At 71.7% G+C, this 13676-nt stretch carries 12 protein-coding genes; 4 read left to right on the top strand and 8 right to left on the bottom strand.

The window, feature by feature from the left end; all coding sequences use genetic code 11:
• Positions 1 to 8: 8 nt before the first annotated feature.
• From chvE to OG917_RS10485, 4 genes are all read right to left on the bottom strand, one after another.
• Positions 9 to 1115, bottom strand: coding sequence for a multiple monosaccharide ABC transporter substrate-binding protein (chvE, locus tag OG917_RS10500; protein ID WP_328321794.1), 1107 nt, complete (start codon positions 1113 to 1115; stop codon positions 9 to 11).
• Between the two features lie 8 nt (positions 1116 to 1123).
• On the bottom strand, positions 1124 to 2125 hold the full coding sequence (locus tag OG917_RS10495; RefSeq protein WP_328317301.1) for a hypothetical protein: 1002 nt from the start codon (positions 2123 to 2125) through the stop codon (positions 1124 to 1126).
• A 121-nt stretch (positions 2126 to 2246) separates the two neighbouring features.
• Positions 2247 to 3257, bottom strand: coding sequence for a zinc-dependent alcohol dehydrogenase (locus OG917_RS10490; RefSeq protein WP_328317300.1), 1011 nt, complete (start codon positions 3255 to 3257; stop codon positions 2247 to 2249).
• Positions 3254 to 4411: a mandelate racemase/muconate lactonizing enzyme family protein gene (locus OG917_RS10485; RefSeq protein ID WP_328317299.1), complete on the bottom strand. Its 1158-nt coding sequence runs from the start codon at positions 4409 to 4411 to the stop codon at positions 3254 to 3256. The genes OG917_RS10490 and OG917_RS10485 overlap by 4 nt, the downstream gene beginning before the upstream one ends.
• Positions 4412 to 4592: 181 nt before the next feature.
• On the opposite strand from OG917_RS10485, the gene OG917_RS10480 reads away from it, so the two are divergent.
• The gene (locus OG917_RS10480) at positions 4593 to 5453 is read left to right on the top strand and encodes an EI24 domain-containing protein (RefSeq protein ID WP_328317298.1); all 861 of its coding nucleotides are present in this window, start codon (positions 4593 to 4595) and stop codon (positions 5451 to 5453) included.
• A gap of 28 nt (positions 5454 to 5481) precedes the next feature.
• Here OG917_RS10480 and OG917_RS10475 read toward each other — a convergent pair whose 3' ends face one another.
• Positions 5482 to 6057: a TetR/AcrR family transcriptional regulator gene (locus OG917_RS10475; protein WP_328317297.1), complete on the bottom strand. Its 576-nt coding sequence runs from the start codon at positions 6055 to 6057 to the stop codon at positions 5482 to 5484.
• Between the two features lie 181 nt (positions 6058 to 6238).
• Here OG917_RS10475 and OG917_RS10470 point away from each other — a divergent pair, with 181 nt between their 5' ends.
• Positions 6239 to 8692, top strand: coding sequence for a beta-glucosidase family protein (locus OG917_RS10470; protein WP_328317296.1), 2454 nt, complete (start codon positions 6239 to 6241; stop codon positions 8690 to 8692).
• 51 nt (positions 8693 to 8743) lie between these two features.
• Here OG917_RS10470 and OG917_RS10465 read toward each other — a convergent pair whose 3' ends face one another.
• Together OG917_RS10465 and OG917_RS10460 are read right to left on the bottom strand one after the other, a co-directional pair.
• Positions 8744 to 9718 (bottom strand): aldose epimerase family protein, encoded by a 975-nt coding sequence (locus OG917_RS10465; RefSeq protein WP_328317295.1) that lies wholly within the window; start codon positions 9716 to 9718, stop codon positions 8744 to 8746.
• A gap of 10 nt (positions 9719 to 9728) precedes the next feature.
• Positions 9729 to 10634, bottom strand: coding sequence for an SGNH/GDSL hydrolase family protein (locus OG917_RS10460; RefSeq protein ID WP_443058934.1), 906 nt, complete (start codon positions 10632 to 10634; stop codon positions 9729 to 9731).
• A gap of 280 nt (positions 10635 to 10914) precedes the next feature.
• Here OG917_RS10460 and OG917_RS10455 point away from each other — a divergent pair, with 280 nt between their 5' ends.
• Both OG917_RS10455 and OG917_RS10450 read left to right on the top strand, forming a co-directional pair.
• Entirely contained in the window at positions 10915 to 11409 is a 495-nt protein-coding gene (locus OG917_RS10455) for a DUF3145 domain-containing protein (protein WP_328317294.1), read from the top strand.
• A gap of 19 nt (positions 11410 to 11428) precedes the next feature.
• On the top strand, positions 11429 to 12319 hold the full coding sequence (locus OG917_RS10450; RefSeq protein WP_328317293.1) for an NAD(P)-dependent oxidoreductase: 891 nt from the start codon (positions 11429 to 11431) through the stop codon (positions 12317 to 12319).
• A gap of 91 nt (positions 12320 to 12410) precedes the next feature.
• Here the strand turns inward: OG917_RS10450 and fabF are convergent, their stop codons facing one another.
• Positions 12411 to 13673, bottom strand: coding sequence for a beta-ketoacyl-ACP synthase II (gene fabF, locus OG917_RS10445; RefSeq protein ID WP_328317292.1), 1263 nt, complete (start codon positions 13671 to 13673; stop codon positions 12411 to 12413).
• Between the last annotated feature and the right edge of the window lie 3 nt (positions 13674 to 13676).

The raw sequence follows: 13676 nt of genomic DNA, 5'->3' as shown, positions 1-13676 counted from the left end.
GCCGCCGCTCACTTCAGATCACTCGCCTTGATGTAGCCGGAGTCCACCAGCTGGGCCCGGTAGTTGGACTTGTCGACGCTGACGGGCTTGAGGAGATAGGCCGGAACGACCTTCTTCTCGTTGTTGTAGGTGGTGACGTCGTTCACCTGCGGCTTCTTCTTGTTGAGCATCGCGTCGGCCATCTGTACGGCCTGCTTGGCGAGCGCCCTGGTGTCCTTGTAGACGGTCTGCGTCTGCTGGCCGGCGATGATCGACTTCACCGACGCCACCTCGGCGTCCGACCCGGTGACGACCGGGTACGGCTTGGCCGCCGTCCCGTATCCGTCCGACTTCAGCGAGGACAGGATGCCGATGGATATCCCGTCGTACGGCGAGAGGACCGCGTCGACGCGGGCCGACGCGTACGACTTGGTGAGCAGGTCGTCCATCCGCTTCTGCGCGGTGGCCCCGTCCCAGCGCAGCGTGGTGAGCTGGTCGAGCCTGGTCTGCCGGCTGCGGACGACGAGCTGCTTCTTGTCGATGTACGGCTTGAGGGTCTTCATCGCGCCGTCGAAGAAGTAGCGGGTGTTGTTGTCGTCGGGCGAGCCCGCGAACAGCTCGATGTTGAACGGCCCCTTCTTCCCCTTCGTGAGCCCCAGCTTGTCGATCAGGTACGTCGCCTGCAGGACGCCCACTTTCTCGTTGTCGAAGGAGGCGTAGTAGTCGACGTTCGGAGTGCCGAGGATCAGGCGGTCGTAGGAGATCACCTTGATGTGCTGGTCGGCGGCCTGCTGGAGGACGTCGGTGAGTGCCTTGCCGTCGATGGCCGCGATCACCAGCACGTCCGCGCCCTTGGTGATCATGTTCTCGATCTGCGACACCTGGTGGTCGACGTCGTCCTCGCCGTACTGGAGATCCGTCTTGTAGCCCAGGGCCTTGAACTGCTCGACCATGTTGGTGCCGTCGGCGATCCAGCGCTCGGACGACTTGGTCGGCATGGCGATCCCGATGGTGGACCCCTTGCCTCCGGTCCCGGTCTCCTTGCTGCCGCCTTCGCTGCTCTGCCCGCAGGCGGTGAGAGCGAGGGCCAGGGATCCGGCGACGACGGTGAGGGCGGCTCGGCGGGTGTGGCGCATGGCGGTCATCAGTCCTTCTCGGGGGAGAGGTGGGGGAGCGGGGGCGACGGGACGGGGAAACGGCCGAGAGGCCCCGGCAGCCGTGCGCCGAGCGGTGACATACCGCCGTCGGCGCCGTGCCGGGCGAGCAGGTCGAGCGCGAGCCTGCCGCGCCTGACCCGTTCACGGGCGGTGCTGAGGGTGAGGTCGCGCAGATGCGCGCCGTACGGGTAGATGCCGGGCGACTTCGAGAGGCCGAATTTCAGATAGATCGGGGCGCCGCGCCGGATCAGCTCGGCGGTCTCGTACATCCGGACGTAACCGCCCAGGTCGTCGGGGGCCTCGATGTAGAGGTCCATCGGGGCGGTGCAGACCCGCCGGATCTCGGTGAAGTGGGCCAGGGTGAGGTCGGACGGGATATTGACGGAGTCGGCGCCCAGCTGCTCGAACACGGCGTACGACGCGGGGTTGACCGGTCCGATCAGCGCCGAGACCTTGAAGGTGGTGTCGGCCGGGAGCACGCCCGCGGCGCGGAGCCTGTGCAGTGACCAGAGCACGCCCTCGTCGGCGACGAGCAGGCACTTCACCCCCAGTCCGGTGGCGCGCACGGCGTCTTCGAGCGCACCGGCCACGGCGTCGTGGCCCCGGGCGCGGAGCCCGCCGCCGCCCGAGTCCGTACGGGTGGACGCACCGATGTCCCAGGTGCCGCGCGGTCCGGTGAACAGGCACAGTTCGACGGAGCGCGCCGCGCAGGCGCCCACCATCTCGGTGATCTCGGTGTCCGTGAGCATCCAGACGCCGCTGCCCTGGCTGATGCGGTGGACCGGCACATCGAGCCTGGCGGACTCCTCCAGTACGACCGCGAGCGCCTCCGGGCCTTCCACGGAGGGGACTTCGGTGCGCCAGGTGCCGCCGTCGGGGAAGCGGTGCGGTGAGGCGTCGGCGGGGTCGGCCGCGGGCGCGGCGAGGCCGAGCGCCGCGAGGGCCTGTTCGCCGGGGCGCCGGGGGACGGGTGCTGATACGTCGGTCACGGGCGGGTTCCTCGCATGGTCGGGTTCGTGTCCGGCGGGGTGCGCGCCGGCTGCGGATGTCCGGGATATCGAACGTGGTTCGGTTCGCAGGGCATGGCTCGCTGCCCCGGTCCTGCGTGACTCACGGGCGCAGCAGCACCTTCCCCGTCCCCGGATCGCCACCGCCGACGAGTGCGAGGGCGTCGGCGTAGCGTTCCAGCGGGAGTTCGTGCGTGATCAGCGGCGCCGGGTCGAGGATGCCCGCCGTGAAGGCACGCACCGCGAAGGACCAGGCTGCGGACGGTGCGCCGAACACGCTCCGCACGGTGAGCTGGTTCAGCGCCAGATGCACCGGATCGATCCCCGTGGCGCCCGGGGCGAACATCCCGGTGAGCACCACCCGGCCGCCGCGCCGCGCGAGGAGGCAGGAGCCGGCCGCGGTGGTGGGCGCGCCCGCCGTCTCGATCACCAGGTCATGGCGTCCGGCCTCCGCATCGCCGGGGGCCCGGATGCCGGTCGCCCCGAAGTCCAGGGCCAGCCGGGCCCGTTCGGTGCGCGGGTCGATGACGGTGAGCTGGGCGGGGGAGGTCGCGGCGATGAGCTGTACGGCGAGCAGACCCAGGGTCCCCGCGCCGACCACGGCGATCCGCTCACCGGGTTCGGGCCGCCCCGCCCGCACCGCGGCCGCCACCACGGCGGCCGGTTCGAGCAGAGCGGCGGCGCGCAGATCCGCTCCGTCCGCGAGCGGGTGCAACAGCCGTGCGGGCACGACGAGATGGTCCGCGAAGGCGCCGGGGCAGGTGAACCCGGTCTCCTCGTATCCGGCGTCGCAGAGCGAGGTCTCGCCCGCCCGGCAGCGCTCGCACGTCCCGCACGACCTGAATCCCTCGGCCACCGCGGGGCGCCCGGTGAGCGCGGGGTCCACCCCCTCGCCCACCGCGTCGACGGTCCCCGACCACTCGTGCCCCGGGGTGACCGGGTAGCGCACGTGCGCCGGGTCGCGCCGCCCGTCGTACAGCTCGCGGTCGCTCAGGCAGATCCCGGCTGCCGCCACCCGGATCCTGACCTCTCCCGGGCCCGGGTCCGGACGGTCGCCGCTGACCAGCCGGGCCGCGCCCGGGGCGTCGACGACGACGGCGCGGCTGCCGCTCATCCCGCCGCTCCCGGCGAGCGCTTCTCCCAGCCGTCGGCCCAGAGGTCGAACCGGGCCTGCTGCTGGGGGAATTCGGCGGCGGCGTCCACATCGAGCTCGACGCCGAGACCGGGGGCGTCCGGCAGTTCGAAGTAGCCGTCGACGACCTGTGGAGCCCCCTTCACGACCGTCTTGATGGCGGCGTCCGCGAAGTCGTTGAAGTGTTCCAGGATCTTGAAGTTGGGTGTGCAGCCCGCCACTTGGAGCGTCGCGGCGGTCAGGACCGAGCCCCCCACGTTGTGCGGGGCGACCAGCATGTAGTGCGTCTCGGCCGTCGCGGCGAGCTTGCGGGTCTCCAGGATGCCGCCGATGTGGCCGACGTCCGGCTGGATGATGTCCGCCGCCTGGGAGGCGAAGAGCTCCCGGAACTCGATGCGGTCGTGGATGCGCTCGCCGGTGGCGACCGGGATGTCCACCTTCGCCGCGACCTTCTCCAGCGCCCTGAGGTTCTCCGGCGGGACCGGCTCCTCCAGCCAGGCGGGACGGAAGGGGGCGAGATCGCGGGCCAGGCGTACCGCGGTGGACGGCGAGAACCGCCCGTGCATCTCCAGCATCAGCTCGGTCTCCGGGCCGATCGCGTCCCGCACGGCCTCGATCAGGGAGACCGAGTAGTTCGTCTGCGCCTGGTCCAGCTCGAAGTGCCCCGTCCCGAACGGGTCGATCTTCAGGGCGCGGTAGCCCCGCTCCACCACCCCGAGGGCGGCCTCGTGGTACGCCTCGGGGGTGCGCTCGGTCGTGTACCAGCCGTTCGCGTACGCCTTCACCCGGTCGGTGACCCGGCCGCCGAGCAGCTGCCACACGGGGACGCCGAGCGCCTTGCCCTTGATGTCCCAGCAGGCCATCTCCACGACGGCGATCCCGGACATGACGATCTCGCCCGCCCGCCCGTAGTCGCCGTACTTCATCCGCCGGACCAGGTCTTCGAGCGCGAACGGGTCCGAACCCTCGATGTGGTTGGCCCCGGCCTCCCGCAGATAGCCGACGAGAGCGTCGGTGCGGCCGAGCATGCGGGTCTCGCCGACACCGGTGAGGCCTTCGTCGGTATGGACCTGCACGTACGTGAGATTGCGCCAGGGCGTTCCGACGACGTGGGTGCTGATTCCTGTGATGCGCAAGGCAGTTGCTCCCGGCGTGTTCGATATTTCGTCATGCGTTCGAAATCCTGGCGTGACCGTAATGGGGTGACGCACACCACGTCAATGGCCGTGCGCCAACGGCTCTCTGTCCCGCTCCTGCGGCCGGGGGCGGGCCCGCCGGCCCGCCCCCGGGGGCACGGGTCCCGATAGGCTGCGCCGCATGGGTGATCTCGGGGCGGGCTTGGGCTATCTGGTGAAGGGGCAGCGCTGGGTCGGCCGGCGCGGCAGGCAGTACGGATTCGGGCTGCTGCCGGGGCTGCTCACGCTGGTCCTCTATGGGGCGGCGCTGGTCGCGCTCGTGTTCTGGGCGGATGACGCCGTCGGCTGGGCGACACCGTTCGCCGACACCTGGAGCGCGCTGTGGTCCGCCGTCCTCCGGGGCTTTCTGACCGTGCTGCTCTGGGCACTGGCCCTGCTGCTCGCGGTGGTCTCGTTCACCGCGGTGACCCTGCTGATCGGACAGCCCTTCTACGAGGCCATCTCCGAGCGGGTCGACGCGTCGGAGGGCTCCGGCGTGCCCGGTACCGGCCTCCCTCTCTGGCGGGAGCTCTGGATCTCCGCGCGCGACAGCCTCCGCGTCCTGGTGCGGGTGACGTTCTACGGTCTGCTGCTCTTCGCCGCCGGATTCCTCCCGGTGGTCGGCCAGACCGTCGTCCCGGCGGTCGGCTTCTGCGTCACCGGTTTCTTCCTCGCCGAGGAGCTGACGGCGGTCGCGCTGCAGCGCCGTGGGCTGGAGTTCCGGGAACGGCTGACCCTGCTCAAGAGCCGCCGCCTGCTCACGCTCGGCTTCGGGGTGCCGCTGGCCCTCTGCTTCCTGGTCCCGGTCGTCGCGGTCTTCCTCATGCCGGGCGCGGTGGCGGGGGCGACGCTGATGGCACGCGACCTGACGGGGGAGACGGCGCCGGAGCCGGATGCCGTACCGGAGCCGCCCACGGGCGACGCTGACCGGCCCGGCGGTGCGCACACCGCCGCCGCGCCGCTGCCCGTCACGCCTCCGCCGGCCCGCTCCCGGACCACGTGACGGAGCCCGGCGCTGGAGGCGTTCGCGTTCACTCTGCCGCGTGGCCGCCGAGCAGTGCGGTGAAGGCCCGGAAGGCGGTGGGCATGTCCACCGACTCCGGGTCGAGCAGCCACTGGTACTGCAGTCCGTCCATCACGGCCACCAGCAGCGGCGCCACCTCCTCCGGTGTCAGGCCGCCCGGCAGCCGCTCCCCGAACTCGCCGCGCAGGGTGGCCGCCATCGACCCCCGCACCTGTACGTAGCGCCGGGTGAAGAACTCCCGGGCCGGATGCCCGTCCGTGACGCTCTCGCCGAGCAGTGCGGCGAAGGTCTGCACGATCCCCGGCCGCATCGCGTTGTACTCCACCAGCGAGCCGAGCAGGTCCAGCGGCCAGGCCTCGCCGGAGCGCGCCGAAGCGCCCGGATCCCAGCGGTCGCGCGCCTCCAGTACGGCGACGAGCAGCGCGTCCTTGCTCGGGAAGTAGTGCAGCAGCCCCTGCTGGGTGAGGCCCACCCGCTCGGCGACCGCGCCGAGCGTCGTCCCCCGGTAACCGCGCTCCGCGATGACCTCCAGGGCCGCACGGAGGATCTCCGCCCGCCGCCCCTCGCCTCTGACGCTCCCCATCAACCGGCTCCTTCTTCCGCACGTGTTACCGAGGACCGTACGACATTCCTCATCACGAAGAGATAACGAAACCTACCGATCTACCGGTACGCGCGTCAGGATGGAGACATCACACACGGGATGTCCGTGCTCCGGCGCTCCCGCGCCCGGCGCATCAGCACTTCGACGCGGAGGTACGACGGTGGCAGCCACCCCCATCAACGACGCGGACCCGGTCCGCGAGGCCGCGGTCGAGGCCGCGCTCGGCCGGCTCGATCTCGGCACCAAGGCGCGGCTCCTCTCCGGGCAGGACTTCTGGACCCTCCCCGGGATCCCGGAGATCGGACTCCGGTCCCTCGTCATGTCGGACGGCCCGATCGGCGTCCGGGGCGTGCGCTGGACCGCCGACGACCCGTCGATCGCCCTGCCGTCCCCCACCGCGCTCGCCGCCACCTGGGACCCCGGGCTCGCGCACCGGGCCGGGGTGCTCCTCGCCCAGGAGGCGCGGCGCAAGGGGGTGCACGTCCTGCTCGCGCCCACCGTCAACCTGCACCGCTCGCCCCTCGGCGGCCGGCACTTCGAGTGCTACTCGGAGGACCCGTACCTGACCGGCGAGATCGGCGCCGGTTATGTCCGGGGCGTGCAGAGCGGCGGCGTCGGCACCACGGTCAAGCACTTCGTCGGCAACGACGCGGAGACCGACCGCTTCACCGTCGACAACCTCATCGCGCCGCGTCCGCTGCGCGAGCTGTACCTGGCGCCGTTCGAGGCCATCGTCAAGAACGCCCACCCCTGGGGCATCATGACCGCGTACAACACGGTCAACGGCACGACGATGACCGAGCACCGCTACCTCGTCAACGAAGTCCTGCGCGGCGAGTGGCACTTCGACGGGTTCAACGTCTCGGACTGGACGGCCGCACGCTCCACCGCAGGGGACATCCTCGGCGGCCTCGACGTCGCGATGCCGGGCCCGGTCACCCCGTACGGCGAGCCGCTGGCCGCCGCCGTACGGGCGGGCGAGGTCCCGGAGAGCGCCGTCGACGAAGCGGTACGGAACGTCCTGCGGCTCGCCGCCCGGGTCGGCATCCTGGAGGGCGCGCCGCCCGTCGTCACGGAGCTCCCCGCGGAGACCGACGGCCGTGAGCTGTCCCGCGAGATCGCCCGCCGCGCCTTCGTCCTCGTACGGAACGAGGGCGGCGCACTGCCGATCGACACGGCGCGGACCGGCAAGGTCGCGCTCATCGGCGCCGCCGCCCGCGACGCCCGCATCCTCGGCGGCGGCTCGGCCACCGTCTTCCCGACCCGGGTGGTCTCTCCCCTCGACGGGCTGGCCGCCGCCCTGCCCGACGGGGCCCTGAGCTATGCCCTGGGCGCCGACCCGAGCGGTCAACTGGCCCCGGCAGGCAAGGGGTTCGCCCTGCACGCGGTCTGCCGTGACAAGGCGGGCCAGGTCATCGGCACCGCCTCGGTCCCCGGCGGACGCATCCAGTGGGTGGGCAGTGATCTGCCCGACGGCGTCACCCACGAGGCGCTGCACACCATCGAGGTCAAGGGCACGTTCACCCCCAGGGAGAGCGGCGAGCACACCTTCGGCACCCGCGGGCTCGGCGGCTTCCGGCTGGCCGTCGGCGACCAGCTCCTCTTCGACGCGGACGAGCTGCCCGGGGACGAGGCCGATCCGTTCGCCGCGGTCTTCGGCGCTCCCGTCGAGCGCGGCACCGCTGCCCTCACCGCCGGTGAGTCGGTCGCGATCGCCTTCGAGTACACCGTCTACAAGAGCGCCGGAGCCCGGCTCCAGGCCGTCGGCTTCTCCCTGATGCACCGCGACCCGCAGCACGACCCCGACGAGCTGATCGCCGAGGCCGTCGCAGCGGCGCGCGAGGCGGACACCGCGGTCGTGGTCGTCGCCACCACCGAGGAGGTCGAGTCCGAGGGATTCGACCGCAAGGACCTCAGGCTCCCCGGACGCCAGGACGACCTGGTGCGCGCCGTGGCCGCGGCCAACCCGAACACGGTCGTGGTCGTCAACGCGGGCTCCCCGGTGGAGCTGCCCTGGCGCGAGGACGTTGCGGCGGTGCTGCTCAGCTGGTTCCCCGGTCAGGAGGGCGGCTCGGCGCTCGCCGACGTGCTCCTCGGAGCGGCGGAGCCGGGCGGCCGTCTGCCCACCACCTGGCCGGTGGCCCTGACGGACGCCCCGGTCCGCAGGGTCGAACCGGAGGACGGCGAACTCCCCTACGAGGAAGGCGTGTTCATCGGGTACCGGGCCTGGGACCGGGCGGGCACCACACCCGCCTATCCCTTCGGCCACGGTCTCGGCTACACGGAGTGGAGCTACGAGTCCCTGGCCGCGACCCCCACCACAGCCACCGTGCGCATCCGCAACACCGGTGCCCGCGCCGGCCGTGAGACGGTCCAGGTCTACGCCGCACCGGCCGACCCGGGAACGGACCGGGCCATCCGGCAGCTGGCCGGTTTCGCCTCGGTGGAAGCGGAGCCGGGGGAGACGGTCGAGGTCACCGTCGAGCTCTCCGCCCGCGCCTTCGAGACCTGGGACGAGACGGCCGGCGCCTGGACACCCCGGCCCGGCACCTACGGGATCCGGGCCGGCCGCTCCGTCACGGACCCGGGGCCGGTCACCACGGTCGAGCTCTGACGGACCCGTGCTCGCCCGCTCCGCGGAGCGGGCGAGCGCCCGCCGCACGGCCTACCGTGTCGAGAACCCGTACACCGTCTCGGAGACATACGCGTCGCCCGGCCGGAGCACCGCACCGGGGAACTCCGGCCGGTTGGGCGCATCGGGGAAGCGCTGGGTCTCCAGCGCGATCCCCGCGCCCGGCCCGAACGGCCCGTCGTCGATGTGGTCGCCCGTATAGAGCTGTATCCCCGGCTCGCTGGTGGTGAGGGTCAGGACCCGCCCGGACACCGGATCGGACAGCTCGGCCGCATCCGCCCCGTCGAGCGCGTAGTTGTGGTCGTATCCGAGCCCCACCGTCCGGGGCTGCCGGAAGTCGAAGCGCGTGCCGGCCACCGCGGCCAGCTCCCCGGTCGGGATCAGCTCCGCGTCCACGGGTGTCACCCGTGAGGCGGCGATCCGCAGCGTCTGCCCGGCCGCGCTGCCGGAACCGGCACCGGCCAGGTTCCAGTACGAGTGGTTGGTGAGGCTCACCACGGTCGGCGCGTCCGTCGTCGCCTCGTACGCGATCCGCAGCGCACCGCTCTCCGTCAGGGTGTACGTCACGGAGACGGCCAGCCGTCCGGGGTACCCCTCCTCGCCGTCCGGGCTGACCCGCGAGAGCCGCACCCCGTGTCCGGTGGCCTCCGCCTCCCACACCCGCTTGTCGAAGCCCCGGTCACCGCCGTGCAGGCTGTGGGGCGCGTTGTTGCGGGGCAGCCGGTGTATCCGCCCGTCGAGCGTGAAGGTCCCGTCCGCGATGCGGTTGGCGTACCGGCCGATCAGCGCCCCGAAGTACGGCCCGGGAGAGGCCAGATACCCGGCCAGGTCAGGGAAGCCCAGCGCCACACCGGCCACCACGCCCGTCCGGTCGGGTACCTCCACCGACTGCAGGATCCCGCCGTAGGTGAGGACCCGCGCCCGCGTGCCGCCACGCTCCAGCGTCCAGCGGTGGACTGGGGTGCCGTCACCGAGACGGCCGAAGGGCTCCGGCTGCGCGCTGCTCATGACCGGGACCCTACGCCGGGGGCCGTTCGGCCGTGACGTTGCGGTACGCGATCTCGGCCAGCCGCTCCTGGCCGTCCCTGCCGGGGTGGAACCAGTCCCAGTGGCTCAGCTGCGCCCCGGTGAAGCGGAACCCGAAGACCGCCCCGCCGTCGTAACGGCAGCGCGTGTCCGCCGCGCACACGTCCTTGAGCACCGTGTTGTACGCGACGACCCGCTCCTGCACCGTGTTGCGCCGCTCCACGGCCGCCGGGTCCATCGCGTCGGCGTCCCGCAGCATCGAGGCGCAGAACCCCAGTTTCCAGATCTCCTTGCCCAGCGGGTTGCCCCGCCCCTGCGACCACAGCCGCTTGAGGTCCGGCACGCTCGACACATAGACCTCGCTCTTGGGCAGCGCCGTGCGCAAACGTTTCAGCGCCGTCTCAAAAGACGTTCGGAATTCATCCACCGGTGTCATGTGCGAAACCGAGTCGCGACACGCGTCATTGGCGCCCGCCATGATCGTCACCAGTTCGGGCCTGTGCGCCACCGCGGCGCCCATCTGAGCCGGTACGTCGGCCATCCGGGCCCCGGTCCTGGCGTCGTTCCAGCCCTCTGTCACTCCGAGCCGGGAGGCCAGACTGCGGACCCGGGTGTCCGATCCGGTCGCCCAGGACACCTTGGGACAGTCGGAGAGCACCGAACAGGCGTCGAAGCCGCGGGTGATGGAGTCGCCCACCGCGGCCACCGACCGCGGAGAGGTGTCCCAGGTCGGAGCGGGTGCGCTGTGCTGCCCACGCGTGCCCCCCGCGCCACTGTCGGAAGAGTCACAGCCGGCCAGCGCGCCGATCGGGAGGACGAGCGCCGCCGCCAGTGCCAGGGCCGCGGCGCGGCTGCGGCGGCTCCGGCCGGATTTCGACTCCCTCTGCACGCTCTGCACCCTCCAAGTGGCCGACCCGGACGTCCTGCCGAGTGAAAGCTGTGTGTCCAACGGGGCCGGGACCGACAGTACGTCACACGAGTGCGGCCGTCGCACGGTAGTTTTTCCCCGTCGAACCAGTGGCAACTTCGCCCACCCGCGGCTCCGGTAAATTACATCACGTCACATACTGTCCCATTTCAGGAGATTAACTCCCGATGCTGTTTACTGTTGTACCCCGGGGCAGAACGGGCGAGAGGCCGCTGGGGAAGGCGAACCTCGAACCGCACTGGAGGTCCCGGTGACGACACGTGGAGTTCTGTACGTGCACTCCGCACCCCGCGCGCTCTGCCCGCACGTCGAGTGGGCCGTGGCGGGTGTTCTGGGTGCGCGGGTGAGTCTCGACTGGATCAGACAGCCCGCGTCTCCCGGCACCTGGAGATCCGAATTCTCCTGGAAGGGCGGCACGGGGACCGCGTCCCAGCTTGCCTCCGCGCTGCGCGGCTGGAATCTGCTGCGCTTCGAAGTGACGTCGGAGCCGTGCCCCACGGCCGAGGGCGAGCGCTACAGCGCCACGCCCGAGCTCGGGATCTTCCACGCCGTCACCGGAATCCACGGCGACATCCTGATCCCGGAGGACCGCCTGCGGGCCGCACTGGTCCGCTCGACGGGCGGCGAGAGCGATCTGGAGGCCGAGATCGCCCGGCTGCTCGGCAAGCCCTGGGACGACGAGCTGGAGCCGTTCAGGTACGCGGGCGAGGGAGCCCCGGTGCGCTGGCTGCATCAGGTCGTGTAATCCGCTTTACGGTGGAGTCATGGCTGACAACACCTCAGTAGCTGTCCTCGGTACGGGCATCATGGGCGCCGCGATGGCCCGTAACCTCTGCCGCGCGGGGCTGGACGTCCGTGTCTGGAACCGGACCCGCTCCAAGGCCGAGCGCCTCGCAGGCGCCGGGGCGCGCGTCGCCGGCACGCCGGGCGAGGCCGTCGAGGGCGCGGACGTGATCATCACCATGCTCTACGACGGCGCCGCGGCCCTCGACGCGATGACTGCGGCGGCCCCCTCGCTCAGCGCCGGGACGGTCTGGCTCCAGTCCACGACCGCGGGCACCGAGGGACTCCTTCCGCTGGCCGCGCTCGCCCGGCAGAACGGCCTGGTCTTCGTGGACGCCCCGGTCCTCGGCACCAAGGCGCCCGCGGAGAACGGTCAGCTGACGGTCCTCGCGGCCGGCCCCGGTTCCGTACGCGACGACCTCGCACCCGTCCTGGACGCGGTCGGCTCCCGCACGGTCTGGGTCGCCGACGACGGCTCGACCGGGGCCGCGACCCGCCTGAAACTGGTCTGCAACAGCTGGGTACTGGCCCTCACCCACGGCACGGCCGAGGCGCTCGCACTGGCCGCCGGGCTCGGCGTGGACCCCGCGAGCTTCCTCGACGCGGTCGGCGGCGGTTCCCTGGACTGCGGCTATCTGCACCTCAAGGCGCAGGCGATCCTCACCGAGGACTACACCCCGAGCTTCTCGGTCACCACGGCGGCGAAGGACGCCCGTCTGATCGTCGAGGCGGGGCGCGCGGCAGGCGTACGGCTGGACGTGGCCGCCGCGGGCGGCGAGCGGTTCCGCCGGGCGGGGGCGCAGGGACACGGCGACGACGACATGGCCGCCTCGTACTTCGCGAGCTTCGAGGCGCGGGAGCCGCACCCCTGAGAGCTCTGGGCCCGCCGACGGCGGAGGCCCGCCTCTCCCGGTCCGGGAGAGGCGGGCCTCCGTACGTCAGCGCTGTGCGAGCGGGGTGCGCTCAGACCGAGCGGAACGCCAGCATCACGTTGTGGCCGCCGAACCCGAACGAGTTGTTGACCGCCGAGATCGATCCCTGCGGCAGCGTCCGGGGCTTGTCCCGCACGATGTCCGCGTCGACCTCCTCGTCGAGGTCGTCGATGTTGATGGTCGGCGGGGCCGTGCGGTGGTAAAGCGCCAGCACCGTCGCGACGGTCTCGATACCGCCGGCGCCTCCGAGCAGATGCCCGGTCATCGACTTCGTCGCGGAGATCGCGACATGGTCGAGGTCGTCGCCCAGCACCTGGCGGAGCGCCTTGATCTCGGCTACGTCGCCCTGCGGTGTCGACGTGGCGTGCGCGTTGACGTGCACGACCTCGGAGGGCTTCACATCGGTCGTCTCCAGCATGTGCCGCAGCGCAGCCGCGATACCGCGACCGGTCGGCTCGGGCTGTGCGATGTGGTGCGCGTCCGACGACAGGCCCTGGCCGACGAGTTCGCAGTAGACCTTGGCACCGCGCGCTGCGGCGTGCTCGGCCGACTCCAGGACCACGATGCCGGCGCCCTCGCCGAGCACGAAGCCGTCACGGCCCTTGTCGTACGGGCGGGAGGCGGTCTCGGGGTTCTCGTTGTTCTTGGACATCGCCATCATGTTGGCGAAGGCCGCGATGGGCAGCGGGTGGATGGTCGCCTCGGTGCCACCGGCGACGACGACGTCGGCACGGCCGGAGCGGATCATCTCGGCCGCGTAGCCGACCGCCTCGGCGCCGGACGCGCACGCGCTGACCAGCGAGTGGACACCCGCCTGGGCGCCGAGTTCGAGCCCGACGTTGGCGGACGGGCCGTTCGGCATGAGCATGGGGACGGTGTGCGGGGAGACGCGGCGTACGCCCTTCTCCTTGAGCACGTCGTACTGGTCGAGCAGCGTGGTGATACCGCCGATGCCGGAGGCGACGACCGTGCCGAGCCGCTCGGGGCGGATGGCGTCGTCCTCGCCGGCCTTCGCGGTGAAGCCCGCGTCGGCCCAGGCCTCACGGGCGGCGATGACGGCGAACTGGGCCGAGCGGTCCAGCTTGCGGGCGAGGGGGCGCGCCAGGACCTCGCTCGGGTCGACAGCCACCGGGGCGGCGATACGGACCGGAAGCTCGGCGAAACGCTCTTCGGTGAGCGGCTTGACACCGGAACGGCCTGCGAGCAGACCGTCCCAGGTCGATGCGCTGTCGCCACCCAGCGGTGTGGTTGCGCCGATACCGGTGACGACCACGGTGCGATTGGTCGGGCTCACTGG

Origin of the sequence: Streptomyces sp. NBC_00388, from assembly GCF_036061255.1 — a bacterium.
In the GTDB taxonomy this organism is placed as follows: Bacteria; Actinomycetota; Actinomycetes; order Streptomycetales; family Streptomycetaceae; genus Streptomyces.
Note: the sequence above shows the minus strand (reverse complement) of the source record. Positions and strands in the feature narration are given on the sequence as shown.